General features: G+C 70.9%; 22 protein-coding genes and 1 pseudogene. 9 read left to right on the top strand and 14 right to left on the bottom strand.

Going from position 1 to position 25,666, the window contains the following annotated elements; genetic code table 11:
* Positions 1 to 5: 5 nt before the first annotated feature.
* Both AC07AW_RS33990 and AC07AW_RS33995 read left to right on the top strand, forming a co-directional pair.
* Entirely contained in the window at positions 6 to 587 is a 582-nt protein-coding gene (locus AC07AW_RS33990) for a TetR/AcrR family transcriptional regulator (RefSeq protein WP_478819329.1), read from the top strand.
* A gap of 137 nt (positions 588 to 724) precedes the next feature.
* Positions 725 to 997 carry an RICIN domain-containing protein gene (locus tag AC07AW_RS33995; RefSeq protein ID WP_478819359.1) on the top strand — a complete coding sequence of 91 codons (273 nt, stop codon included), beginning with the start codon at positions 725 to 727 and terminating at the stop codon, positions 995 to 997.
* Positions 998 to 1,413: 416 nt separating this feature from the next.
* Here the strand turns inward: AC07AW_RS33995 and AC07AW_RS34000 are convergent, their stop codons facing one another.
* The 8 genes from AC07AW_RS34000 to AC07AW_RS34035 all read right to left on the bottom strand — a co-directional run bounded on the left by AC07AW_RS34000 (position 1,414) and on the right by AC07AW_RS34035 (position 8,799).
* Positions 1,414 to 1,986, bottom strand: coding sequence for a hypothetical protein (locus AC07AW_RS34000; protein WP_478819330.1), 573 nt, complete (start codon positions 1,984 to 1,986; stop codon positions 1,414 to 1,416).
* Positions 1,987 to 1,999: 13 nt separating this feature from the next.
* Complete coding sequence (locus AC07AW_RS34005; protein WP_478819360.1) at positions 2,000 to 3,664, bottom strand: DUF3289 family protein; 1,665 nt, start codon at positions 3,662 to 3,664, stop codon at positions 2,000 to 2,002.
* A 229-nt stretch (positions 3,665 to 3,893) separates the two neighbouring features.
* Positions 3,894 to 5,075 (bottom strand): saccharopine dehydrogenase family protein, encoded by a 1,182-nt coding sequence (locus AC07AW_RS34010; RefSeq protein ID WP_478819331.1) that lies wholly within the window; start codon positions 5,073 to 5,075, stop codon positions 3,894 to 3,896.
* A gap of 223 nt (positions 5,076 to 5,298) precedes the next feature.
* Positions 5,299 to 5,913, bottom strand: a complete 615-nt coding sequence (locus AC07AW_RS34015) for a hypothetical protein (RefSeq protein ID WP_478819361.1) — start codon at positions 5,911 to 5,913, stop codon at positions 5,299 to 5,301.
* A gap of 478 nt (positions 5,914 to 6,391) precedes the next feature.
* Positions 6,392 to 7,360, bottom strand: coding sequence for an alpha/beta hydrolase (locus AC07AW_RS34020; protein ID WP_478819332.1), 969 nt, complete (start codon positions 7,358 to 7,360; stop codon positions 6,392 to 6,394).
* A gap of 35 nt (positions 7,361 to 7,395) precedes the next feature.
* Positions 7,396 to 7,968: a TetR/AcrR family transcriptional regulator gene (locus tag AC07AW_RS34025; RefSeq protein ID WP_478819333.1), complete on the bottom strand. Its 573-nt coding sequence runs from the start codon at positions 7,966 to 7,968 to the stop codon at positions 7,396 to 7,398.
* A gap of 102 nt (positions 7,969 to 8,070) precedes the next feature.
* Entirely contained in the window at positions 8,071 to 8,196 is a 126-nt protein-coding gene (locus AC07AW_RS34030) for a hypothetical protein (protein ID WP_478819334.1), read from the bottom strand.
* 27 nt (positions 8,197 to 8,223) lie between these two features.
* Complete coding sequence (locus AC07AW_RS34035; protein WP_478819335.1) at positions 8,224 to 8,799, bottom strand: hypothetical protein; 576 nt, start codon at positions 8,797 to 8,799, stop codon at positions 8,224 to 8,226.
* Positions 8,800 to 9,065: 266 nt separating this feature from the next.
* On the opposite strand from AC07AW_RS34035, the gene AC07AW_RS34040 reads away from it, so the two are divergent.
* Positions 9,066 to 9,653 carry a DinB family protein gene (locus AC07AW_RS34040; RefSeq protein ID WP_478819336.1) on the top strand — a complete coding sequence of 196 codons (588 nt, stop codon included), beginning with the start codon at positions 9,066 to 9,068 and terminating at the stop codon, positions 9,651 to 9,653.
* A gap of 78 nt (positions 9,654 to 9,731) precedes the next feature.
* Here AC07AW_RS34040 and AC07AW_RS34045 read toward each other — a convergent pair whose 3' ends face one another.
* From AC07AW_RS34045 to AC07AW_RS34055, 3 genes and pseudogenes are all read right to left on the bottom strand, one after another.
* Positions 9,732 to 10,103 (bottom strand): Tn3 family transposase, encoded by a 372-nt coding sequence (locus tag AC07AW_RS34045; RefSeq protein WP_478819337.1) that lies wholly within the window; start codon positions 10,101 to 10,103, stop codon positions 9,732 to 9,734.
* 8 nt (positions 10,104 to 10,111) lie between these two features.
* Positions 10,112 to 10,494: pseudogene (locus tag AC07AW_RS34050) on the bottom strand (Tn3 family transposase); the annotation flags it as partial.
* A gap of 137 nt (positions 10,495 to 10,631) precedes the next feature.
* Positions 10,632 to 11,714: a hydroxyacid dehydrogenase gene (locus tag AC07AW_RS34055; RefSeq protein WP_478819338.1), complete on the bottom strand. Its 1,083-nt coding sequence runs from the start codon at positions 11,712 to 11,714 to the stop codon at positions 10,632 to 10,634.
* Positions 11,715 to 11,980: 266 nt separating this feature from the next.
* Here AC07AW_RS34055 and AC07AW_RS34060 point away from each other — a divergent pair, with 266 nt between their 5' ends.
* From AC07AW_RS34060 to AC07AW_RS34085, 6 genes are all read left to right on the top strand, one after another.
* Positions 11,981 to 12,937 carry an ABC transporter permease gene (locus tag AC07AW_RS34060; RefSeq protein WP_478819339.1) on the top strand — a complete coding sequence of 319 codons (957 nt, stop codon included), beginning with the start codon at positions 11,981 to 11,983 and terminating at the stop codon, positions 12,935 to 12,937.
* A 106-nt stretch (positions 12,938 to 13,043) separates the two neighbouring features.
* Entirely contained in the window at positions 13,044 to 13,904 is an 861-nt protein-coding gene (locus AC07AW_RS34065) for a carbohydrate ABC transporter permease (protein WP_478819362.1), read from the top strand.
* Positions 13,905 to 13,995: 91 nt separating this feature from the next.
* Entirely contained in the window at positions 13,996 to 15,699 is a 1,704-nt protein-coding gene (locus tag AC07AW_RS34070) for a type 2 periplasmic-binding domain-containing protein (RefSeq protein ID WP_478819340.1), read from the top strand.
* Positions 15,696 to 17,138 carry a M1 family metallopeptidase gene (locus tag AC07AW_RS34075; protein ID WP_478819341.1) on the top strand — a complete coding sequence of 481 codons (1,443 nt, stop codon included), beginning with the start codon at positions 15,696 to 15,698 and terminating at the stop codon, positions 17,136 to 17,138. Before AC07AW_RS34070 ends, AC07AW_RS34075 begins: the two co-directional genes overlap by 4 nt.
* An 8-nt stretch (positions 17,139 to 17,146) precedes the next feature.
* Entirely contained in the window at positions 17,147 to 19,366 is a 2,220-nt protein-coding gene (locus tag AC07AW_RS34080; protein WP_478819342.1) for a right-handed parallel beta-helix repeat-containing protein, read from the top strand.
* Positions 19,367 to 19,391: 25 nt separating this feature from the next.
* Positions 19,392 to 20,606 (top strand): Gfo/Idh/MocA family protein, encoded by a 1,215-nt coding sequence (locus AC07AW_RS34085; protein WP_478819343.1) that lies wholly within the window; start codon positions 19,392 to 19,394, stop codon positions 20,604 to 20,606.
* A gap of 72 nt (positions 20,607 to 20,678) precedes the next feature.
* Here AC07AW_RS34085 and AC07AW_RS34090 read toward each other — a convergent pair whose 3' ends face one another.
* The 3 genes from AC07AW_RS34090 to AC07AW_RS34100 form a co-directional block, all read right to left on the bottom strand.
* A complete protein-coding gene (locus AC07AW_RS34090) occupies positions 20,679 to 21,926 on the bottom strand; it encodes a serine hydrolase domain-containing protein (RefSeq protein ID WP_478819344.1) in 1,248 nt (415 codons plus the stop codon).
* 205 nt (positions 21,927 to 22,131) lie between these two features.
* Positions 22,132 to 23,733: an RICIN domain-containing protein gene (locus AC07AW_RS34095; RefSeq protein WP_478819345.1), complete on the bottom strand. Its 1,602-nt coding sequence runs from the start codon at positions 23,731 to 23,733 to the stop codon at positions 22,132 to 22,134.
* Between the two features lie 26 nt (positions 23,734 to 23,759).
* Entirely contained in the window at positions 23,760 to 25,661 is a 1,902-nt protein-coding gene (locus AC07AW_RS34100) for a DUF2264 domain-containing protein (RefSeq protein ID WP_478819346.1), read from the bottom strand.
* Positions 25,662 to 25,666: the final 5 nt, after the last annotated feature.

Raw genomic sequence — 25,666 nt, forward strand, 5'->3', positions numbered from 1 at the left:
GTGGTGTGGAGCGGAGGAAGGCCATCCTCGACGCCGCCGAGGCGCTGCTGGCCGAGCAGGGCTACGAGGCCGCCACGCTCAAGGCGATCGGAGAGCGGGCGGGGATCCCGGTCGCGTCCATGTACCACTACTTCCCCGACCGCCACCAGGTCGACGCCGAGCTGCTCCAGCGCCATACGGAGGCGCTCGAGGCCCGCATCGTCGCCTCGCTCGAACGTCCCGGAGCGGACGCGCTGCCCGAAGCCGTCGACTCCGTGATGGCTCCGATCTTCGACTACTTCCGTGAGCACCCGAGCTGCACGGAACTCTGGTTCAAGGGGCGCAGCGCGGCGATCGACGACATGGTGCGCGCCTTCGACGAGGCGCAGGCCGTGCGGCTCTGGCACGTCCTCATCGCACGCGGGCGCATCCGCCCCGACACCCCCGTGCTCGTCATCCAGCTCGCCTTCGAGGCCGGCAGCCGGCTCTTCGACGTGGCCTTCCGGCGCTCCCCGACCGGCGACGACGCCACGATGACCGAGGCGCGGCGGCTGCTCACCGCGTACCTGGAGACCTACGCCCCGGACGCGTCGAAGCGACAGGGCTGACTGGGCCGCCCGCCGGAGGAACGCGAACGGCCCCGGTGGACACGTACGCGCACATGTATGTGTCCACCGGGGCCGCAGCCGTCGGGAGCCTGCTAGGTCGTTTCTTCCGGACTATCTCGCGGACCAGATGAAGATGCCTGCGAGATGGAGGGCGGCGAGGTAGACACAGCGGTAGGTGCCTGGAGATCGGCGGCTGGGGCCGCAACAACGGTGCGACCGCCAACCAGTGGGGCTGCCACTACGGTCTCAACCAGATGTTCCGCGGTGATTACGGTCTCAGAATGGACGGGGCGTACGCCTACCGGAAGTGCCTGGAGATAGCTGACTGGAGCCAGGCGAACGGCGCCCCCGTGAGGCTGTGGGACTGTCACGGCGGCGACAACCAGTACTTCTCCATCTCGGCCGCGTGACCCTTGGGCGGGCGCCTGACGTATGGCCAGGCGTCCGCCTTTTTACCCCTGCCGCGCCGCGTAGGGAATCTTGCTCGCCGGTCGCGACGCCGTGGTCTCCCGAGGAATGCAGGGATCCTCACTCAACTCGCGCAACTACATGGCTGCGAAAGATGCTTGGGCGGATGGTGAATTGCGACCCCTGTGGGAGTCGCTCCGCCAGGCCTACTCCTCCCTCGTGAGGGTCCCCTCCAACGCTCGCCTTAGAGTCCTAAGGCAATGAGGTGGATCGCCCCTGGCAGGCGTGCCCGGCACGGTCCGCGGGGCCTGCGATGACACGGTCGGCGGTGATCAGTAACGTGTTCACGGGGGTGGGGGTCTCCTGTCGTGCCTGCTGCTTCCCTGCTGCTTCCCGGCGAAGCGTTCCGCGAGCCCTCCTACGGGAACTGCTTCTCCTCGCGGCCGATGTCGTCGATCGGGCCGAGGATCGTCCAGCCGGGCCCGAGGGGGCGGGTGGAGCGGAAGCCGTGGGCGTCCGCGTACTCCTCGGCCTCCTCCGCGGTGTCCTCGGGGGCGCGCATGATCGTGTAGCGCGGGGGGTCCTCGTGGTAGAAGCGGTAGAACGTGCGGCCCTCGTCCTTGGACTGGTAGAGGATCACGCTGACGCCCCAGAGGGCGTCGTACACCTTCTGGTCGCGCGGGGGCGTCGTCGTGCATGTGTCGGAGGGGCGTCCTGGCTCGCGGACGCAGGTCCGGTACCGGCTCCAGTCGATGCGTTCGGCGCGGGGGTGTTCCGCGATCAGCTTCCGCATCCGGGCGTCGGCCCGGGCGAAGGCGTCCTCGCGGCGGTCGTACTCCTGCTGCAGCCGGTTGAAGCGCTGCTCGTCGAAGCCGCTGCCGAAGTGGGCCTCCAGGCCCGCGAGGACGGCGACCCGCCAGGCCAGGTACCCGGCCGTCACGACGAGCAGCGTGACGGCCAGGACCCGGCCCGGCGAGCGCCTCCGTGGCATCAGGCCGGCGAGGTCAGAACGTGCCGCTGATGGGGATCTCGATGTCCGCCTGCGCGATCGGCGGGGGGTACTTCCCGTCGAACCGGTCATAGTGCTGAAGCGTAAACCAGTCGATGAAGCCGTACTGCGTGATCTCGTCGTCCGGGTCGAGACCGAAGTGGTCGTAGGAGTGGAAGACGAGCTTGCCGGAGAAGGAGTTGCCCTCGACCTTGTAGTCCTTCAGCGCGATCGTGTGGCCGTGGAACTGGTGGATCGCGATGGAGAGGGCGCGCTGGTTGCCGTCCCAGAGCGAGAAGTCGTACACCGGGTACTTCACGTCCTGGCGGAGGAACTCCTGGAAGAGGAAGTTCTTGGTGAGGTCCTCCTGGACCTTGAGCTGATCGGTGCGGCCCTTGTTGTCGATGAGGGACTGCTTGATGATCTGGCCGGCCTTGTCGGTGTACGTCTTCTCCTGCGGTGAGGCTTCGACGGCGCGGGAGAGGGCCGTGCCGGAGCCGCGGTAGAGGTAGCGGCCGGGGTCGAAGTTGTCGTCGACGGTGACCGTGCCCGCGCCCTGGCCGTCGCGGCCGTAGCGGAAGGCGTTGCGGAGGTCGTCGACGGACTGGGCGTTGTCGGCGTCGGCGCCGAGCTTGCCGAAGTTCATGATGTCGTTGAACTCGGCCCACATCCAGGACTCGGGCGTGATGCGGGCGACCCAGAAGTCCCAGCCGAGGTCGGTGAGTTCGTCGAAGTTGTAGTCGTTGAAGGTGAGGTCGTCGGCGACGCGCGGGTCGGCCGGGACGGGCGGGTTCTGGGGGTCGGGGGCCTTGCGGTGGCCCTCGCGGAAGGACGACTGGTGGATCAGCATGTCGGTCGGGGGCGGGTCGCCCGGGTCTCCGCCGTCCTGTCCGCCGTCGACTCCGCCGTCGTCTCCGCCGTCGTCTCCGGCGTCGAGGATGCGCTTGCCCGGGGCCTCGGGGCCTGCCTTGTCGAAGGCGTGGCTGTCCAGCACGACGTACTTGGCGGAGCCGTCGGCCGTGGCCGTGATCGTGTTGCCGCTGCGCTGCTGCCCCGACTGCTCGACGAGGTGGCGGGCCTTCTCGTCGTAGCGGTAGAGGACCGGTGCGGTGCCCTCCGTACGGTCGGGGTCGAGGCGGAAGGTGAGCCGTGCGGCGCCGTCCGCGGGGGCGGAGAGCTGGAAGCCGTTGCCGAGGTAGCCCGGAGTGGACTCCGGGAACTCCCGCTGCCCGGCAGGGAGCCCGGTGACCTGGAAGCCGCCGACCTGCTCGGCGCGCAGGCCCTCGAGCGTGGCCTCGGCGGCGGTGGCGCCGCCGTCCGCGCGGCGGGTCACGTCGAAGGCGGAGTTCTTGGCGCGGGGGGAGGTGTTGAGCCTCGTCTCCTCGCCGTCCTGGACGCCGTCGCCGTCGGTGTCGGCCTTGGTGGGCTCCGTGCCGAGCTCGAGCTCGCGGGCGTCCGCGAGGCCGTCCTGGTCGGTGTCGGCGCGGGTGGGCGTGGTGCGGAGCTCGAGCTCGCGGGCGGCCGTGAGGCCGTCCTTGTCGGGGTCCTCGGCGCCGTCCTCGGTGCCGTCACCGTCGGTGTCGGCCTTGAGCGGGGAGCTGAATCGGTAGCCGAGCTCGGCGAAGTCGGAGAGGCCGTCGCCGTCGGTGTCCTCGGACTTGGGGTCGAGCTTGGCGCGCACCTCCAGGTCGTCGGGGAGGTGGTCGCCGTCGGTGTCCTCCGTCGGCGAGATGCCGTGCTTGGCGAAGGACGCCCAGGTCGGGGTATCGGCCTTGGCGCCGGGCTCGGCGCGGTACCAGACGGTCTCGATCCTGCCCGGCTGGAGGGTGTTCGTGGGGCCGACGCCCTGGAGCGTCGTGCGCGCGTCCTGGGGAGCGGCGAGCTTCGTGGCGGAGGTGTCCGTGATGCGGTCAGAGAGCTCGAAGGTCAGCGACCACTTGGAGACGGGGTGATCGGAGACGTTCTCGAGCTGGAGCCGGGCGACGTACGAGCCCTCCGTCGCTCTGCCGCGGAGGGCGGCCGGGACCTGGCTCCACGCCGCGTCGCCGGGGGCGACCTGGCGGTAGGAGACGTCGACCGTGTTGTCGCGGTAGAGCGTCGCCCCGTCGGTGGCCGCGCCGTCGCCGGGGGTTCCCGCGGCGGCGGGCACGACCGTGCCGAGGAGAAGGAGTAAGGCCGCGCCGAGGGGCACGGCGGTGCTTCTGTTCATGGGGCCTCCCATGTCTGAAGCCATGTCGGAAGACATGCCTGTTCTCTCGAAGCTGCCGTTGTGTCACGGCAGTTCGGAATCGAACGGGGAAGCTAGCAGACGTGGGGGATGGTTCCCAAGGTGTGTGGAGGCGAAATTGAGGCGTTTGGGAGATCGGTAAGCCCTGTTCCGCATGTGTTCCTGCTCTGTACTTGCGGGGCAGGGTGACCGGCTCCGGGTGCGCGGTCTCGTACAGGAGGATGTCGCCGATGCCGCCGCCCATGTTCATGGTGAGGGTCTCGACGTACGACTCGTGGACGACCGGCCCGCCGTTGCGCCAGGTGAGGCAGTCGCCGGCGGCGATGTGCATCAGGTGCTGGAGCACGGCCCGGCCCACGTTCGGCCGTTCGTCGCCGACGAGCCAGCCGAGGTCGATGTTCTCGACGGTGTCGAGCTCGCTCGCCGCGTCGGCCGCCAGTACGTTGCTCATGCCGGGTGAGGCGCCGCAGCCGACGTAGATCGGGATGCCGGCCTCCTGGGCCTTGTCCGCGAGGGAGAGCGCGTGCTGGGTGCTCTCGACGTCGTCGTCGAAGTCGAGATACGGGACCTTGGCCTCCAGGCAGGCCGTGATCACCGGCTCGGAGGTACGGATGTAGGGCCCCGCGCCGAGGACGACGAGCGCGGCGCCGTCGACGACCTCGCGCAGCGCGGTGGGGTTGTAGAGGTCGAGCTGACGGACCGTGGTCCGTCCGGCCGGCAGCCGCTTGGCCAGCGGGTGCACGAGCTCCGGCCGGATGTCGCAGAGGACGAGGTGCCAGTCCCCGTCGGCCTTGGCGAAGCGCTCGATGGCGATCTTGCACATCTCGCCGGCGGCGCCGATGAAGACGACCCGTCGCGCGGTCATGCGACGCCTCCGACCTTGAACGCCACAACGTGGAAACAGTGGGCCGTGACCCGCTCCGTTCTGATGCCTCGCCGTACACACGCGGCGAATCCGTGTCGCCGTCGGTGGTCAAGGCCTGCCGAGGGCGCGAGATTCGAACTCGAATCGACTTCGAGGTTTGTCACTGGTCAGGTGCCTTCAAGGTCTCCGTGCATCCGGGATCGGACGCGCGGGGGCCGCGGGGCTAAGGGGGGAGGGGCCGGGGTTCAGGGGAGAGGGGCCTGTTCGGCCAGATGACCTTGCCCGCGCGGCCGCGCCGAGTCCGGTGCCCCAGCGCTCGGCCGGCTGGGCGACGGGCAGCAGGCCGCGGCTGCCCTCGTCGAAGGTCCGGGACGGTGCGGCTGATCCTCCAGACCTCGTGGGTGAGCGTGGTCTGGAGGATCAGCCGCAGCTGGACGGAGGGCTTGCCGGCGCGGATCGCGTTCGTCACCGGTTCGCTGACCATGAGCTCCGTGGCGAAGGACAGCTCGTCGAGCCCCAGGCGGTGAGCCGCTCGGACGCGAAGGCGCGGGCCCCGGCGACCGCCGCCGGATCGGACGGCACGTCGAGCGTGGCGACGTGTCCCCGGGGCGAGCGCCCGGGTGCGGGCGACGAGGAGGGCGTCGCCGTCTGTCGGAGACGTGCCCACGGCCGGCAGTACGTCTCCGGCGCCGGCGAGCGAGCACACGCGGGACACGGGGTTGTGGATCGCGTACAGGCAGGTGGCGCTGAGCTCGCCGTCGTCCCGTGCCTCCTCGCGCTGCAGCCGGATGACCACGGCGTCGAGGTGGGTGGGCAGTTCGTCGGGCGTCAGGTCGATGTCGGCGAAGGCGCGGACGGCCGTGCGTGCGTAGCCGGCCCACGGTCGCGGCGGCGTGCAGACCGCGGCCGACGACGTCGCCCGCGACGAGCGCCACGCGGGCCCCGGACAACGGGATCACGTGGTGCCAGTCGCCGCCCTCGCCCGCGCGGGAGCCGCTGGGCAGGTGGCGGGAACCCGTCTCGACGGCCGACTGCTCCACCGTGTGCCGGGGCAGCAGGCTGCGCTGGAGCGTGAGCGCGGCCAGCCGTTCGTGCGTGTACCGGCGGGCGTTGTCGAGGGACACCGCGGCCCGTGACGCGATCTCCTGCGCCAGGAGGAGGTCGTCCTCGCCCAACGGCGCCGCGGTCCGGCCGCGGAAGAAGTCGACGAGTCCCCGGGTCTGCCCGTGCGTCTAGAGGGGGGGGCAGCAGGGCGGAGTGGAACGCGACGGCTGAACGGGCCGGAGGCGTGGGCCGGTGGCGCGGGCCGGCGGGGGTCAGGCGGTGTTCTTGGTGACGAAGTCCGCGATGGCGTCCTCCATCTGCTGCAGGCCCGGGTCTTCGAGGGGGTAGTGGCCGGCGTTGTCGAGCATGACGGTGTCGACGGGGACCTTGGTGATGCGGGAGAGGACGGGCACGCTGAGGTGGTGGGGAGTCCAGCGGTCCTCGGCGGGCTGGGTGAGCAGCACAGGGCAGGCGTCGAAGTCGGGGGGCTCGACGGCGGGGGTGTAGGTGGCGTAGCTGTCGAGGAAGCGGACGCTGACCCAGTTGGCGGCCGAAGTGCGGTCCTTCATGAGGACCTTCATGGCGTCCGGGTCGTTGGCGAGCGCGGACATCTTGGACGCGAGGCTCATGGGGTACTTGGCGGAGGAGGCCGGTGTCTTCGCGAGGAGGCCCATGAGGGGGACGCCGGCGCGGGCGGTGAGCTTGTCGTGGGAGGTCTCGTCGCGGACCTGCTGGTCGCGCTGGTCGAGGAAGGTCATCCCGACGATGCCGCGCAGGGTGCCGCGGGGTGCCTTGGCGGCGACGTGGTAGGTGAGCATGCCGCCCGCGCTCAGCCCGTACAGGACGATGGGGCGGTCGTCGCGGGACTGCTCGTGGGCCAGGAAGTCGACGACGAGGTCGACCCAGTCGTCGTAGGAGGGAGTGGTCCCGGGCTTGACCTGGGTGAGGCCGTAGCCGAGGTTGTCCAGGGCGACCGTCTCGAATCCCCGTCCGGCGAGCGGGGCGCCGAGGATGAGGGACATCTGCCGGCCGTTGGTGCCGACGCCGTGGTGCAGGACGACCTTGGCCTTCGCGTCGGGGTTGCGGTAGCGGTCGAGGTGGACGCGGTGGCCGCGCCACTCCCAGAACTCCTCCTCGGGCGCGGTGGCATCGGTCAGGCGCAACCGCTCGGGCAGGAACCGCTGGAGGTCGCGCCATGCCTGCTGGTCGCGGTAGTACGTGGGAGTGGGGGTGGTGTTCATGAGGGGGCGCCTTTCGGCAGGTTCTGACGTGGATGTCAGGCGGGGGTGGATGCGGGGTCGGAGAGAGCCCCGCGGGTGATCATCCGTACACCGGCCCGGAGTTCGCGCCGCACGGCGTCGACGTCGCGCAGGTCGTCCTCCAGGCCCCGGGTGAAGGTGAGGAGGATGGCGGCGGCCTGCCGCGCGCTGTCCGGGACGACCTCCGACAGGGCCGATGCCAGGAGTTCGGCCAGGTCGTCGACGTAGGTGGTGACCAGGTCGGGTGCCTGGGCGGTGGCGGCCGACAGTAGCTCTTGTGCGTGTGCGGGGCTTTCCTGCCAGAGCCGGATGGCGACCTCCAGCTTCACCGTGAGCACCGCGAGGACCTTCGCCTCCGGCGTGCCCGCGGCCTCGGCCGCCGCCCGTGCTGCCGCACCGGCCTGTTCCAGCAGGGACTGGACGACCCTGACTATCGCCTCCTCCTTGCTCCCGACGTACTTGTAGACCGTCGGACGCGACAGCCCTGCCTCTTCGACGATGTCGGAGATCGTGGTACGGCGGTATCCGCTGCGGCGGAAGCATCGGTAGGCGGCATCGAGGACGAGCTGGGAGGAGGGAACCTTCGGCATGTCTACAAATTTAACACTGGACTCGAAAAGTATAAAGAAATGGAGGGTCCGGCACCGGGGGACATCGGTACAGCGGCTATCGATCGGTGAGATTGATCAGGGTCAGGGCGGTACGAGCTTGGTGACGCGGTTCTCGTACTCGCGGCGGGCCTTGCGCTGAGCCGGAACCGCCGGGGCTCCCTGGCGGCCGTCGAGCGGCTGGCGGAGGGTGAGGAGCCGGTGGTGCACGGCCGGGACGGCGGTGACGTGCAGGGCCTACCTCGGGCCGCCCCGTACGCCCACCCCTTGGTCGAGCATGGCCCGCTCGGCGGGCTCCAGTTCGGCGGTGCGGGGGAAGTCGGCGCTCTTGCCGGGCGTGTCGAGGGTTGACCGGCAGCTCCGGGGTGGGGGCGTCCTCTGTGGTGGCGGTGTGGTCGGGCAGGAGGTCGGCGACGGCGGTGCGGATGGCCCGCGGCTGACCTCGTGGTCACGGGCGAGGGCGGCGATGGAGCGGCCCTCCCGGTACGCGGTGCGGACGGCGGCAGTCGTGTCGGCCGGGACGGCGGGGCGGCGTCCGCCCGCGCTGCCCTTGACCTCGGTGGCGCGCAGTCCGTCGTAGGTCAGCTCGCGCTGGAGCTCGCCGGCGGCGGCGAGACTCTGCACCATGAACTTCACGGCGGACAGCGGCGGGTATTTGCGCGGGTGTTGGGCGGTGAGGTCCATCGCGGAGAACGCGCCGTCGTGGATGCGCAGGGCGACCTGGTCGCGGTGGAGGGCGTCGAGGACATCGAGGATGTGTCCGGTGCCGCGTACGAGGCGGAACATCTCCGAGGAGATATGGACGGTGGCCATCCGGCGGCTGTCGCCTGCGGGCAGGGTTCGATCCTCGGTCGCAGGGTTGAACCCTGGTGCGGGGGGTGTCGTTTCTCTCCGCCCTGTTCAGCCTTACGCCCTCGCGGCCGCCAGGGGCCGGCGACGGCGCCCGCTCTCCGCCCCGCGGCAGTGCCGTCCGTGAGCGTGAACAACGGCGGCTATGGCCAGGCCTCGGCTCTGCCGGTCGTCGCGGACCACGTGCGGGATCTTGAGGCCACGAGCAGCCCATGGCAGGCTCATGCGGTGTGATCGATGAATTCGCGAAAGCCACACTGCACGGGCGACTGCGGCGGGACCGCGAGACGCTGCTCTGGAAACTCGACGGCTTGTCCGAATACGACGCCCGCCGGCCTGTGACGCCGACCGGGACCAACCTCCTCGGCCTGGTCAAACACCTGGCCAACGTCGAGGCCAGGTACTTCGGCGAGGTCTTCGACCGCCCTTCCCCGGAACCGCTGCCCCGGTGGCAGGACTTTGACGGCAGCGATCTGTGGGCGAGCGAGCACGAGACCCGCGATGAGATCGTCGGGTTCTACCGGCGCACGTGGGAACACTCGGACGCGACGATCGCCGAGCTTCCCCTCGACGCCTCCGGCCACGTGCCGTGGTGGCCGCAGCCTCATGCCGACACGAACCTGTTCGCCGTCATGGTCCACGTCCTCGGCGAGTCCATCCGGCATGCCGGGCACGCCGACATCCTGCGCGAGACCCTCGACGGCCGGACCGGGCTGCGCCCGGAACACGAGAAGCAGATCGACGAGGAAGCCCGTGCGGCCTACCGCGCGAAGATCGAACAGGCCGCCAAGTCTGCCGCGCAATCAATGCTTGGCTAGACATACGAGGCAGCCTGACATTAGCTCCCCGACCGGCGCTTGCGATCTCCGAGCACCCGGCCACCTGATGTGCCCGCATCAGCTGATGTGGGCGTTCAGTCCGCGCCTTTGTCGTCCTCGTTGAGCTCGACCCCGGCCGTGAAGCTGTAGCGGCCGAGCAGGTTCTGGCTGTGGTGCTTGAGCGGGGGAGAGCCGGGTGATGTCGACCCGGCGCTGCAGGTGCTCGGTCTTGGCTATCCGCCCGTACTCCGCGAATGCCGCACCCAGCGGAGTCGGGCGCCCCTCGCGTCCGAACATGCGCAGCAGGTCGTAGGCAAGGACCGGGTTGGTGACCAGGGAACCGGCGGTCTTCAGCATGTCCGGCCAGTACGTGATCAGCTTGTTCAGGTTCACGCGGTTGTGCGCCAGGTCCTCCACCACGCCGTACGTGCCCGTCTCGACGCCGGGCAACGCGGCCCGTCAGGACGGCCGGTCGTCCAGGGCGGGCGGGCACACGGGTCGGACCAGCGGTGCGAGGGAGAGGCGAAAACGTCGCGTTGTTCAGGGCGCGGTGCAGCTGCTCCAGCACGCACACAATGCACCCTGCGGCAGATCGGGGTTGGCGTACACCGCCCTGCGCCACGCCGGCGGTACCGACTCGCCGTCCACCTCACACGGCAGCAGCGGCTTCACCCCCGTTCCGCCGCTCCGGCGTCGGAAGACTCCGGATCCCGGCCAGGACCCGCTTGGCGGCGCTCGCTGCATCGAGCGCCTTCGACTCACCCAGCAACGCGAGGAAACGGCGCACCGCGGCGTACCGGGTCGCGAGCGCCGCCCGCAGGGCGATCTCGGCGGAGCCCTCGTGGGACCAAGCCCGGAGGCGTTTCACCGAACCCCGGAGGCGAAGTGGATCACTGTGCTGGCCAGTCGTGATCGTTCTCGCCGGCAACCGCTATGCCGGTGTTCCCCGAGCCCGGTGCCCCGGGCGCACGCGCGCGTTCACGCGCGGCGGGCCAGGTCCTCGTAGCGGACCGGGTGCAGGAAGGGCTCGCCCCGTGCGTGGCGCGCTAGTTCGTCCACCGCCAGTGTGCCCAGCCGGCCGATCTCGTTCCCCAGGGCGCCCGCGAGGTGTGGCGTCAGGAAGGCGTTCGGCAGGGTCCACAGGGGGTGGTCCGGGGGCAGGGGTTCGGGGGAGGTGACGTCGAGGACGGCGTCGAGGCGTCCGGCGATCAGCTGCTCGGTGAGCGCCTCCGTGTCGACGAGCGCGCCGCGCGCGGTGTTGACCACGACCGTCCCGGGCCGCATCAGGCCCAGCAGGCGGCGGTCCAGGAGGTGGTGCGTGTCGGGGGTGTGCGGCGCGTGGATCGACACCACGTCGCTGGTCGCTGCCAGGGTGTCCAGGTCGACCAGCGTCCAGCCCTCGCGCTCGGCCTCGGCGCGGCTCACGTAGGGGTCGTGGAGCAGGACCGTGGCGTCGAGCATGCGCAGCATGCGGAGCAGACGGCGGCCGGTGTACGAGGCGCCGATGATCCCGATGGTCAGTCCGTGCGAGCCGAGCCAGGGGCGGGTGCGCAGGTCGGCGGGGGTGCGGTGGGTGCGGCGCGTTCGGAAGGAGCCGGCCAGCGGGAAGGCGCGTTTGGCTCCGAACACGATCGCGGCGAAGGCGAATTCGGCGACGGGGACCGCGTTGGCGGCGGCCGCCGACGAGACGGCGATGCCGCGGGCGTGCACCTCCGGGCTGAGGAAGGTCTTCACCGTGCCGGCCGCGTGGATCACCGCGCGGAGCCGTGGCGCGGCTCCGAGGACCTCGGCGTCGATCGGGGGGCACCCCCAGCCGGTGAGCAGGACCTCCGCCTCGGCGAGGGCCGACCGCCCCGTCGCCGACGAGAAGTCCGTGACGGGTCCGGGGCGCAGCAGGTCCGCGGTCGACAGCAGCCGTGTGTGCACGTCGGGCGGGAAGACGCTCTCGACGTTCGAGGGGTCCATGGCGAGGACGGTGCGTGGTCGGTGGAGGGTTGCGGCCGCCGCTGTCGCGTCGGAGTCGGCACGCATCTGCCGGGGCGCCTCGTCGCTGATATCCACCTTGGCTCCAGATAGTAAACGTGTACTGCCGGGGAAGGGCACGTTAGGGACGCATCCGACGGGGCGTCAAGGGTGGCCGGGTGAGCTGAAGGGCGGGATTACCGGGCTTACTTGGGTGAACTCGGTGCGGATCTCCTCGGGGGAGGGTGTCGATTCGCGCCGCTCCTCTTGACGAGTGGGTTAAGCGCTTACTACCTTCCGCCGACAGATGAACGCTCCATGCCCCTGGCCCGATCGGGGCGCCTCCCCGCCGAACAGGACCGCTCATGGCTGATTCCACGCACTCCCCGCCGCCGGCCGTCCACCGTCTGTCGCTGTGGCAGCGGCTTCGGCGCGACAAGGTGATGCTGCTGCTCACCCTGCCGGGGCTGCTGTACTTCGTCGTCTTCCACTACGTGCCGTTGCTCGGCTACGTCGTCGCCTTCCAGGACTACCAGCCGTACCTGGGCTACCTGCACAGCGCCTGGGCGGGCGTCGAGAACTTCTCCTCCGCCTTCGCCGACCGGGCCTTCTGGTCCGCCACGGGCAACACCCTGAAGATCGCCCTCGTCCAGCTGGTGTTCTTCTTCCCCGTGCCGATCGCCCTCGCGCTGCTGCTCCACAGCATCGTCAGTGACAGGGTGCGACGCTTCGTGCAGAGCGTCGTCTACCTCCCGCACTTCATCGGCTGGGTCATCATCGTCTCGATCTTCCAGCAGATACTCGGCGGCGCGGGTGTGTTGCCCGACCTCCTCGGTCAACTCGGGCTGCCGCGCTACGACATGACGACCGACCCGGACGCGTTCCCCTGGCTGCTCGCGCTCCAGGTGGCCTGGAAGGACGCCGGCTGGGGCACGATCATCATGCTCGCCGCCCTGCTCAACATCGACCGCGGTCTCTACGAGGCGTCCGCCATCGACGGCGCCGGACGCTGGCGACGCCTGTGGCACGTCACGCTCCCCGGGCTCTCCCCGGTGATCGTCCTGCTGCTGATCCTCAACCTCGGCCAGATCCTGTCCGTGGGCTTCGAGCAGGTCCTGCTCCAGCGGGACGCGGTGGGCCCCGACGCCGGTGAAGTACTCGACACCTACGTGTTCTTCCACGGCATCCAGAACAGCGAATGGGGCACGGCCGCCGCCGTCGGACTCGTCAAGGCCGTCATCGGCACCGCGCTCGTCCTCGGCGCGAACACGTTCGCCCACCGGCTCGGCCACGAAGGGGTGTACCGCGGTGCTGACCGCTGAGAAGGAGAAGCAGAGGCAGAGGCAGGCGACCAGAGGCCCCCGGCTCCGTACGGCCGAGGCGCACCGGCCCGTACGGGTCAAGGACTCCGGCGGCCGGCCGCCGTGGATGGAGAAGCCCACGAGCATCGGCCTGTTGGGCAAGGGGATCGTCCTCACCCTCGTCGTCGCTGCCGTCGCCTACCCGCTGCTCGGCGTCATCGGCACGAGCTTCGCCTCGCAGACCGACATCATCAAGAGCCCCGGCCTCGTGCTCTGGCCGGACCACCCGACCACCGAGGCCTACCGCACGGTCCTCGGCGGCGGGGTCGTCACCCACGCGCTGCTCATCAGCATCGGCGTGACCCTGGTGGGGACGGCGTGCAGCGTCCTGGTGACGATCGGCATGGCGTACGGGCTGTCCCGCCGCGACGTCACCGGCTCCCGCTTCATCCTGATGACGGCCCTCCTCACCATGCTGTTCGACCCCGGGATCATCCCCAAGTTCCTCACGGTCAAGGAACTCGGCCTCTACGACACCCTGGCGTCGCTCGTCATGCCGACGCTGGTCAGCGCCTTCAACCTGGTCGTCCTGCGCTCCTTCTTCATGAACCTGCCGGAGGAGCTGTACGACGCCGCGAGGGTCGACGGCGCCGGCGACCTCCGCATCCTGATCCAGGTGGTCCTGCCGCTGTCCAAGGCGGTCCTCGCCGTCATCAGCCTCTTCTACGCGGTGACGTACTGGAACGCCTTCTTCAACGCCATGCTCTACCTCAACGACAGCCAGAACTGGCCCCTGGCGATGGTCCTGCGCACCTTCGTCCTGCAGGGCCAGTCCCTGGAGGGCGCCTCCGCCGGCGAATCGCTCGCCCCGCAGCAGTCCGTGCAGATGGCGGTCCTCGTCATCGCCGTCGTACCCATCCTCTGCGTCTACCCCTTCCTGCAGCGCTACTTCACCAAGGGCGTCCTCACCGGAGCCGTCAAGGGCTGACGTCCGTCGTCGTCCGCGCCACCCGACGAGGGACGCGGAAGCACCACCCCACCCCCCGCGTTCATGTCACCTCCCCACCGAGGAGTTCACCGTGTCGCGCTCCACCCCCATCAACCGCAGGACCGTGCTCCGCACCACCCTGGGCCTCGGCATCGGGCTCGCCGCCACCCCGCTGCTCACCGCCTGTGGCGACGGAGCGGCGGCGGGGAAGTCCACCGCGAAGAACCGGAGCGCGCTTCCGGCCACGGTCCCGGCGAACAGCGTCCGCGCCGACCTTCCGGGGACGCCCGCCGGAGTCCCCAACGGCTTCTACACCTACCCCAGGACACCCGTCCGTTCGGTCCGGGGGACCCCGCTCAAGGGCGCCCGGCCGGTGCGGGCGATGACCGAGACCTTCGCGCCCCCGGGGGCCGCCCGCGACAAGAACGCCGCCTGGCAGGCCATCGAGAAGCGGCTCGGCGGCACCGTCGACGTCATCGCCGTCGCGGCCGACGACTACCCGGCGAAGTTCTCCACCATGGTCGCCGGCGACGAACTCGCCGACGTCTTCATGTACCCCGAGACCGGAGGCGTCGACCAGAAGGCGGCCTTCCTCGCCGCCACATGCGCGGACCTGACGCCGTTCCTGGGCGGGGACGCGGTCAAGGCGTACCCGAACCTCGCGGCGATCCCGGCGACCGCCTGGCAGCAGGGGCTGTACGGCGACAAGCTGTACGGCGTTCCCATCACCCGCTGGGGAACCGCCGGCGCCGGCTTCTACCGGCACGACCTCTTCCGGCAGGTGGGCGTGGACAGCCTGGACCAGATCACCGACCTGGAGCGCTTCTTCGAGGTCTGCAAGGAGCTGACGCGGCCGAAGAAGCAGCAGTACGCCATCGTCGCCGGGGCCACCACCATGCTCGCCATGTCGGCGGGAGCGCCGTACGCCTGGGCGATGGACGGGAAGACCGGGAAGTTCACCGCCGACCTCGAGACCGACGAGTACCGTTCCGCGGTCGAGATGGCCGCCAGGCTGTACGAGGCGGGCTGTTACTACCCCGGCACGCTCGCCATGTCGGGAGCGCAGAAGGCGCAGTACACGGACCTCTTCAAGAACGGCAGGGGCGCCTACGTCTTCGACGGGATCCCCGCCTACCTCCAGCCGTCCACCGGGTACGTGGACGCGATGGCGGCCATCGACAAGAGCTACGACGTCCGGCCGTTCGTCCCCGTCGGCGCGAAGGCCGTCTCCTGGACGAACAACGCCACCCTCAGCCAGTCGTACCTCAAGAAGGCGTCCAAGGAACGGGTCGAGCAGGTCCTGAGGCTCCTCGACTTCATCGCGGCCCCCTTCGGGACCGAGGAGTACACCCTCATCACGTACGGGGTCGAGGGCACCGACCACCGGCGCGACGCCCGGGGCAACCCGGTGCTCACCGAGCAGGGCAGCCAGGACGTCGCCGTCCCCTGGGGCAAGCTCGCCTCCGGTGTCCCCGCGCTGTTCTCCACGACCTCCGAGAACGCCGTCCGCCACGTCCACGAGGCGTACACCAGGATGATTCCGAAGCTCGTCCAGGCCGACTTCCTGAACTACACGTCGCCGACCTGGGACTCCCGGGGAAGCGGCAGCATGGCGACCCTGAAGCTGGACGGCCTCAAGGACATCATCTCCGGCCGCAAGTCCATGAAGGACTACGACGCCCTGGTCAAGGACTATCTCGCCAAGGGCGGGGAGAAGTGCCGCGCCGAGTTCGAGGAAGCCGCCCAGAAGGAAGCCGCCCAGAAGGAAGCCGCCCGGAAGGGAGCCGGCAAGTGACCCGAACCCTCCGCGCCGCCCTCGCCACCGTCTCGGCCGTGGCGGTCCTCGCGCTCGCCGCGCCGGCCCAGGCCGAGCCATTCGACCCGCAGCCCGGCTCCGACGGCGTCGGCGACCCGCTGTTCCCGACCCTCGGCAACGGCGGCTACGACGTCCGGCACTACGACCTGTCCTTCGACTTCACCCCGGTGACCTACGACTTCACCGGCACCATGACGATCTCCGCGACGGCCACCCAGGACCTCTCCTCCTTCAACCTCGACATCGACTCCCTCGCCGTCGACGCGGTCACGGTGAACGGCGAGGACGCGACCTGGACCGTCTCGCCCGGCAGGAGCGGCCAGGAACTCACCGTGATCCCCGCCGGCGGCCTGCACGAGCACCGCCCCTTCGACGTCTCCGTCCGCTACCACGGGAACGGGAGGACCAAGCCGATCGGCGCCCCCGGCTGGCGCTACATGAGCGACGGCGGCTTCGTCTCCGCGGCGCAGTCGTCCCGTGCCGACACGTTCGCCCCCGTCAACGACACCCCGAGCGACAAGGCGAGCTGGACGTTCCACCTCACCGCGCCCGACGGCTGGACGCCCGCCGCCAACGGCACGGCCACGGGCACCCGCCCCGCCGGCGAGGGGAGGACCACGTACGACTTCCGCCTCGACGCCCCCATGGCCTCCGAACTCCTCGGCATCTCCGTGGCGAGGCAGACCCTCATCACCGGAGACGGACCGCACGGCGTGCGGCTCCGGCACTACGTCCCGGCCGACCAGGTTGACACGTACCGGCCGATCGTCGAGCGGACCGGCGACCAGATCGCCTGGCTGGAGCAGACCCTCGGCGTCCGCTACCCCTTCGACACGTACGGGATGCAGATCGTCCGCGACGGCTACGGCGACGCCCTGGAGAACCAGACCCTGTCGCTGTTCGGACCGGGCTGGTTCAAGAACGCCGGCACCTCGACGACGTACACGAACGTCATGATCCACGAACTGACCCACCAGTGGTTCGGCGACTCGGTCACCCCGATCGACTGGCAGAACGCCTGGCTGAACGAAGGACCGGCCGTCTACTACGCGGCGCTCTGGGCCGACCAGCAGGGCACCGCCTCCATGGAGGCCAAGATGCGGACGGCGTACGGCAGGCTCGACGCCGTCCGCAAGACCGACGGGCCACCCGGACTGCCCACCGCGCTCGGCGGGTTCAACATCTACGACGGCGCCGCCGTCACCCTCTACGCCCTCAACCAGCGGGTAGGCCAGGAGGAGTTCGCCGCGCTCATGAAGTCCTGGCTGCTCAAGAACCGGCACGGCAACGCCGGCTCCCAGGACTTCATCGACAACGCCGTACGCGTCACCCACGACCCCACCCTGCGGCCCTTCCTGGAGGACTGGCTGTTCAGCACGGACAACCCGGCCATGCCCGGACACCCCGACTGGAGCTGAGACCGACCATGAACCGCTTCCGCCTGGCGACGGGGCTCGCCGTCGCCGCCACCCTGCTGACCTCCGCACCGGCCGCACAGGCCGAACCGGCCCCCCGCACGCTCCACGCCGCCCCCGACGGCTCCGGTTCCGCCTGCACCCCGGCGCGGCCCTGCTCGCTCGAAGGCGCCCGCGACACCGCCCGCACCGTCGACGGCCGGGACGTACGCATCGAACTTGCCGACGGAACATACGCGTTGAGTCACCCCTTGGAGCTCGGCGGGTCCGACTCCGGACGTGACGGGTACACCGTCACCTGGACCGCCGCACCCGACGCCGACCCGGTGCTCTCCGGCGGTCGGGCGCTCACCGGCTGGTCCGCGAACCCGGACGGCACCTGGACGGCCCTGGCCCCCGAGGGCGTCACACCCCGCCAGCTCTTCGTCGACGGCGAGCGTGCCGTCCGGGCCCGCGGCGAGGCCTGCCCCGCCTCCGTCTGCGACGCCACCAGGACCGGCATGACCGGCGCGCGGGCCACCGGGATCGCCGACTGGGCCCGGCCCACCGACGCCGAGGCCGTCATCCGCGTCCGCTGGCGGAACTACCACTGCCGGATCGTCGGCGTCAGCGGCGACACGATGACCTTCGCCCAGCCCTGCTGGACCAACTCGGCCGCCGGAACCGACCGTACGGGACCCGCCTGGGACACCACGACCGTCGACTCGACCCGCTACACAAAGGTGTCCTTCTTCGAGAACGCCCGCGAACTCCTGGACGAACCGGGCGAGTTCGTCTGGGACTCGACCGCGCGCACGGTCACCTACCTGCCGCGTGCGGGCGAGGACATGCGCCACGCCAAGGCCGTCACCCCGGTCACCGAGAACCTGCTCACGCTCGACGGCGCCCACGACGTGCGCGTCACCGGCATCGGGTTCGCGTACGCCGCCTACCGGCAGCCCTCCACCGACGAGGGTTACGCGGGCACCCAGGCCGGTCTCACCCTGACCGGCGCCACCGGACCCGCGGACCACGCCGGCCGCCACTACACCAAGCCCGCCGCCGCACTCACCGTCCGCGGTGGCCGGAACGTCCTCGTCGAGGGAGCGGCGTTCAGCCGTCTCGGCGGCGCGGGCGTGATCTTCGAGCAGGGCACCCAGGACTCGACCCTCACCCGCTCCCGCTTCACCGACCTCTCCTCCGGCGCCGCCTACATCGGAGACACCGAGCCCACGCCGGCCGCCGCACTCACGGGGGCCCGCAACACGGTGTCGTACAACACCGTCCGCCGCACCGGAGTGGAGTACACCGACGCCGTCGGCATCTGGGCGGGCTACGAGGCCGGGACCGTCATCGACCACAACACGCTCGACGACCTGCCGTACTCCGGCATCTCCGTCGGCTGGGGCTGGAACCAGCCCGAGGCGCGGAACTCCGTGCTGCGCGACAACCGCATCACGAACAACCGCATCACGAACGTCATGCGCGCCGCGTACGACCAGCACGACGGCGGCGCGATCTACACCCAGGGCGCCCAGCCCGGTACCGTCATCTCCGGCAACTACGTCAACCGCAGCGCGTACGGCAACACCGAACGCGACGGCAACGGCATCTACCTCGACGAGCAGTCCAGCCACATCACCGTCACCCGCAACGTCATCACCCGCATCGGCTACAAGTGGGTCTCCAACTGGGCCGACTACGGCATCGACAACCACGCCACCGGCAACTGGACCGACACCGCGGCCCCCGCCCTCGCCGGCACGGGCTCCACGATGACGGACAACCTGACCGGGCTCGACAGCCTGCCCGCCGAAGCCCTCGCGGTCGCCGAAGCGGCGGGCGTGGGCGGACGCGGCCACGTGGAACAGCTCCGCCCCGACCTGGCCCGGACCGCCACGGCGACCCAGTCGTCCACGGACGGCGCCGCGGTGGCCGCACGCGCCACCGACGGCGACACCACCACCGACACCCGCACGCTCGCCGAGCCCGGTGCCTGGTGGCAGCTGGACCTCGGCGCGTCGAGCCACATCGGACAGATCGAGGTGTGGAACAACAGCTCCATGACCACAGCCGACTTCGACGTCCGGCTCGCGACCACGGCCGACTTCTCCGACGCGACGACGCTCCACGTCACGGGCAGGGCGCTGCGGCCCACCCTCGTCACCACCGACACCGAGGCCCGGTTCGTACGGATCGAACTCACCGGAACTGGACGCGTCGCCCTGTCGCACGTCCTGGTCCACCCGTAACCCTCGTACGAGAGAAAGCAGGCCCATGAACCCCCCCTCCGATCTGCGCCTCGGCGTCCTCGGCTACGGACTGCGCGGCTCGCTCGCCCGCACCGCCCACCGGCCGGGCGCCGGCTCCCGCGTCACCGCGCTCGCGGACCACGACGCCGCGGCGCGGACGGCGGGGGCCCTGGCCTTCCCGGGGGCCGTGATCAGCGGCGACCACCGGAAGGTGATCGCCGACCCCGACGTCGACGCGGTCCTCGTCCTCACCCCCGACCACACCCACGCCGACATCGCCTGCGAGGCGCTGCGGGCCGGCAAGCCCGTCTTCGTCGAGAAGCCCCTCGACATCGGCGTCGAGCGCTGCGACGAGATCCTCCGCACCGCGTACGAGACCGGCACCCGCCTCTACGTCGGCCACAACATGCGCCACATGCCAGTCGTCCGCCTGATGCGCGACATCATCGCGCGTGGTGAGATCGGCGAGGTCAAGACCGTCTGGGTACGCCACTTCGTGGGCTACGGAGGCGACTGGTACTTCAAGGACTGGCACGCCGAACAGCGGTACACCACCGGCCTGTTGCTGCAGAAGGCCGCCCACGACATCGACGTCCTGCACTGGCTCGCGAACGGCTGGACGCGCCGCGTCCAGGCCCTCGGCGACCTCATGGTGTACGGCGACAGCCCGTACCGCCGCGCACCCGGCGAACCCAAGGCCGACGACTGGTACACCAAGGACGGCCACTGGCCCCCGCACACCCAGCGGGGCCTCAACCCCGTCATCGACGTCGAGGACGTGTCCCTGGTCAACATGCGCCTCGACAACGGTGTGCTCGCCGCCTACCAGCAGTGCCACTTCACCCCCGACTACTGGCGCAACTACACCGTCATCGGCGACGCGGGCCGGCTGGAGAACTTCGGCGACGGACCCGGGGGAGTGGTGAAGGTGTGGAACGCACGCCGCTCGGGACACCGTTCCGAGGCCGACGCCGAGTACCCCGTGCCGGCGGCCGAGGACAACGCCGGCCACGGCGGCGCGGACCCGCTGCTCGTCGACGAGTTCCTGCGCTTCGTGCGCGAGGGCGGCCGCACCGACACCTCGCCGGTCGCGGCCCGCATGGCCGTCGCGACCGGCGTCCGGGCCACGGAGTCCCTCCGCGACGGCGGCACCCCGCGCGAGATCCCGCCCCTCGCCCCGGAGCTGGTCGCCTACTTCGAGGGAGGCCAGCGAAGCGCCGAGGGACGCCCCGGGCGCTGAGGGAGGCCCCGGCGCTGCCCGGCTGCCGGGTATGCCACTCGGGTCAACCGCTCGTCAAGGTCCGAGCGCAGATCAGCCGCCGCCGGGCGTAGCTCCGGTGATGGCCCGTGTCTCCCGCTCGCCCATGTCCTGCAGCGGCACGCCGTCGATGTTGCCGAGGATGACGCCGACCCAGCCGGTGTACGGGTAGACGGTCCAGACGGCGGCGACACCGGGGTTGCCTCCGGCGCGCCGGTACCTCCACTGGCCGTTGACGATGGAGACCGGAATCCCGTACGCGCCGAACGACGCCGGGCCATGGGGGATCTTGGCCCCGGTGAGCACGTCGGCCCAGGGCCGGTCCAGGAGCGTGCCGTCGCCCAGGGCGCGCGCGAACCGGACCAGATCCGGCGCGGTGGCGAAGCCACCGTCCCCGGGTGCATCGATGAAGGCGCGGCCCGGATTCCTGCCGAGTACGTCCGGGTTCGGGCTGCCCCGGTCCAGATTGCGGACGGCGTCCACCTGGCTGCCTCCGTCCACCGTCATGTACGGGTGCGCGATGTGCTCGTCGGTGAGCCACTGCGGCCTGGTGCGGAACGCCGTGCCGGTCATGCCGCAGCGCTTGAAGATGTGTTCCTCGACGTAGTCCCAGTACGTCGTGCCGGCCACGGCCTCTACGATCAGCGCGGAAAGGGTGACCTCCGCCTCCGCGTGAGCGGTGCCGGGGCTGCCCGGGGCGCCCACCGGTTTCGCCTGCCGGGCCCGCTGCTCGTAGTACGTGTGCACCTCGTCCCGGCTCTGGAAGACGCGCTGCACGTCCTCATCCGGGCCGGCCAGCCCGGAGGTGCCGGAGAGCAGGTGGTGGATGGTCACCTGCTCGGCGATGTCCTCGGCGAAGCCCCGCAGATGGGTGCCCACCGTGTCCGACAGCTTCACCTTGCCCTGCTGCGCCAACTGCAGGACGGCCACCGCGCCGAACGGCTTGCCCGCCGAACTGAGGCTGAACGCGACGCTCTCGTGATTGCGGATCCCCTTCTCCTTGTCGGCCATGCCGTAGCTGCGCGACAGCACCGTCCGGCCCTGGTGCGACAACAGCACCACGCCGGAGAACCTGCCCTCGGCGGCCAGCTTCGCCACGTACCGGTCGTAGGCTCCGCCGGGACGGGTGTCCGGTGGGATGCCGGGGTCGGTCGGGCCCGGACGGTGCTGTCCCGCGGCAACGGCATGGCCGGGTCGGGCGCCCACCACCGGCACCCCGGCCGCCACCACGCCGGCGGCCGCCGACCCGCCCCACCCGAACAGCCGCCGCCGGTCGATGCCACGTACGGAATCCGAGTCCATGATCACGATCCTTTCCCGATCGACACACCGACCGTCGCAGGTCTGCTGCGGTCCATGCCTCCACTGAAGACGGAAGACTGTTGCGGTGGCGTATGCGATTTCCGAGACGCCCGCCATACATCGAAGCCCCGGCATCAAGGGACCAGCAGGAGCAACTGCTTTGACGGGGGAGGCCCCCAGCAGCACGAGGCCTCCCCGGCGGACGTCAGCAGGCGGGCGGTGTCGTTCCGCCGACGGAGATCCGGAGGTCCGCACCCTGGGTTCCCACCGAGCAGACCGTCACCGCCGCGCCGGCGATCTCGTCGGCGAGCGTCATGCCCGCGGCGAGCGGGGCGTCGGCCGTCGTCGTCGTGGCGGGCGTCGCGTCCACGAGCCGGTTGTGGACCGTGCCGCCGGTGCTCACGATGCGGACGATCACGCCGTTGACCAGCGGGTCGGTCGAGAGGTAGTCGTCGTACGGGGGCGTGGCGCGGCGGTACTCCAGCGACAGATAGCTGCCGTCACCGCGCGCGATCCGGTACTCCTGGATCCCGCTCTCCCCGAGCACGCCCAGCTGCCGGCTGCCGCTGGACTCGACCTTCACGACCTGGGAGTCCGGCACCCAGCCGGCGAAGTGCCGGTAGTCGACGGGGTAGAGGTGCATGCCGCCGCCGCCCATGGTGTCCGTGGGGTCCGCGCCCCCGCCGACCGTGCACGCCGTCGTCACCCGCGTGACGCCGCCTGCGGTCGGGCAGGCCCGGAGGGTGTCGGAGTGCTGGAAGCCGAGGTTGTGGCCGAACTCGTGCGTCCACATCCAGGTCTTGTACCCCACGCCGTTCGAGATGATCCAGTTCCCCGGCATGGACGCGAGGCCCTCGAAGGCGCAGCCCGAGTGGCGGGAGATGTCGATGAAGAGGTAGTCGTACGTGCCCGGGTCGACGCCCCGTGCGAGCGCGGCCGCCTGCGCCGAGCTCCGGATCGCCGTCGAGTCGCACGTGGCCGGGCGGGCCCCCAGGTCGACGTCGGCGAGCAGGTCGCCCGTGAGGTCGAGCGCCCCTCCGGACACCTCCTGGAGGTACGAGCGGAGGGAGGGGTACGCGTCGCCCAGCGTCGCCTGCAGGACCGCGGCCGGATCGGCGGGCGTGGCGTCGTTCCAGTGGGTCGCCATCACCAGGGCGCGCTTCTGCCCGGTGACGGGACGGACCGGCCAGCCGGAGCGGAACGTGTCGCCGTCCCAGAGCCGCATGGACGTGTACTCGCCCGCGGCGGGGGCGCAGGCGCCGGTCTGGACGGTGCTGCCGCTGCTGAAGGTCCGCAGGCAGTTCCCCTGTCCCGCGTCGGCCTTGTACTTGTTCTGCAGTTGGACGTAGCCGTTGCCCTGGTCGACCGCCTTCCACAGGCGCATGGAGGTGTACTCGCCGGCGGCGGGGGCGCAGGCGCCGGCCTCGACGGTGCTGGTGCCGCTGAAGGTCCGCAGGCAGTTCCCCTCCCCGGCGTCCGCCTTGTACTTGTTCTGCAGGAGGACGTAGCCGTTGCCCTGGTCCACCGCCTGCCACTGCCGCATGGAGGTGTACTCGCCGGCGGCCGGGGTGCAGGCGCCCACCTCGACGGTGCCGGTGCCGCTGAAGGTGCGCAGGCAGTTCCCCTGTCCGGCGTCCGCCTTGTACTTGTTGCCGACGAGCGAGTAGCCCGTGGCCTCGGCGGCGGTCTGCCGGACCGGCGGCGCGGCTGTCGCCGGTGCGTACGAGACCAGCGCCCCGAGCGCGACGACCGCGGTCATGAGGGCGGCGGGCCGGCCGGCGCGCCGTCGTACGGACGAACGTGTCATCTCTCCTCCATCGCTTGCTGTCGATGTCAGGCGTGCAGTTCGGTTCCGTCCGGGAAGCGGATGGTCACGGCGGCGGCGTCCGTGCCGTCGCCGTCGTGGACCGCGACCTGGACGGCCTCGCGGAGTTCCCGGGGATGGACGGCGTCGCCCGAGAGGACGACCAGGGTCACGTGGACGCTGCGCCCGCCCGGGTGGGCGGCGGACCGGACGTACGGGACCGCCGAGTGCGGGCCGAAGGCGTTGGCCTCGACGTCGCGGGCCACGGCGGCCGTCTCGTCCCACCCGTACAGACCGACGACCGCGCTGGTCAGGCCGTCGAGCCGGCGGGCCGTCGCCCAGTGCGGTCCGGTGTGCCCTGCCGGCCGCTCCGACCCGGCCACCGCGTGCCCGCCGTCGCGCACGGTGACACCGGGCGGTGCCTCGACGCGGTGCACCCGGATCTCCCACGGCCCGTGCAGCAGTGAGGTCGTCTCGATGCGGTACGCGGTGTCGTCGCCGGGGAGCCGGGCCGCGTGCCAGGAGGAGGCCCGGCGTTCCGAGGCGCCGAGGGGGTGGATGCGGACGCGGCGGCTGACGGCGCCGTCGGCGTCGACCAGGGCGATGTGGTTGTCGACCGCCCGCTCCCAGGCGTGCGGGGCGCTCTGCGGCGCCGTGTGGGTGGAGTAGGCGAGGGCCGCGTAGTGCGGATCGGCCGAGACCTCCGCGGGCTCGGGCGGATGGTGGTCGCTGCCGTGGTTGACCAGCCGGACGACGCCGTCGTGCCGGGTGCCGTGCAGCAGCCAGCCCGGCACGGGCAGGGCCGTGTACTGGTCGGCCTCCTCGACGGGCAGGGGCAGCTCCCGTGCCGTCCACACCTCGTGGTCGGCCGGCAGCAGCAGCCCGAGGAAGCCCTTGCTCGCCCAGTAGGGCGAGGCGGGTCCCGAGTACGGCTGGGTGCTGGGCAGGAAGGTGTCGTACCAGCCCAGCGGGAGTAGCCCGCGCTCGTCGGGGACGCCGCGCTCGGTGAAGTGCCGTACCGCACCGGATGCCAGACGGCGCGTCAGTCCGGGAGCGTACGGGGTGGCGTTGGTGAGCGCGCCCATCCAGACCGGTGCGAGGGCGGCGTACCGGTACGCCAGTGAGCGGCCGTGGTGCACGGGTGCGCCGTCGCCGCCGAAGAAGTGCACGTGGCCGCGGAGGAAGGCGGTGAGGCGCTCCTTGTAGACCTTCGCCCGGCCGCCGTCCTCGTCCCCGGCGATCCGCGCCCACAGCAGCGGATACAGGTGCAGGGCCCAGCCGTTGTAGTAGTCGAAGTTGCGGCCGTCGCCGTCGGTGTACCAGCCGTCGCCGAGGTACCAGTCCTCGATCCGGTCCAGGCCGCCGTCGATGTCCGCCTGGTCGTACGGGGCCCCGACGGAGGCGAGGAACTGCTCGGAGACGACCTGGAAGAGCCGCCAGTTGTTGTCCCAGGTCCGGCCGCCGACGAAGCCGGAGAACCAGTCGACGACCCGCTCCTGGACCCGGGGATCCAGCCGGTCCCAGATCCAGGGCCGGGTCTCGTGCAGGCCGATCGCGATCGACGCGGCCTCGACCATCTGCTGCGAGCAGTCCGTCAGACGCGGCCAGGCCTCCCCGGCCGCCGGATCGGTCCCGGCCGCGAGCCCCGCCGCGTACCGCTCGACGAGCCGGGGATCCGCAGCGCCGCCGGCCCCGGCGATGCGGAAGGCCGCGAGCAGGAACGTGCGCGCGTATCCTTCGAGGCCGTCGCAGACGATCCCCGACCAGCTGCCCCGGCCCGGCAGCCGGTACTGGGCGAAGCCGGGCGTGGCGTACGGTGCGACGCCCGCGAGCAGGGCGTCGGCCACCGCCTCCCAGTGGGCGCGCGTCCAGCCGGTGCGCGGCGAGAGCACCCGGTCGGTGGGCGGCAGGGACACGTGGGGCGCGGTCATGGAAC

The organism is Streptomyces sp. NPDC044003, assembly GCF_056435185.1.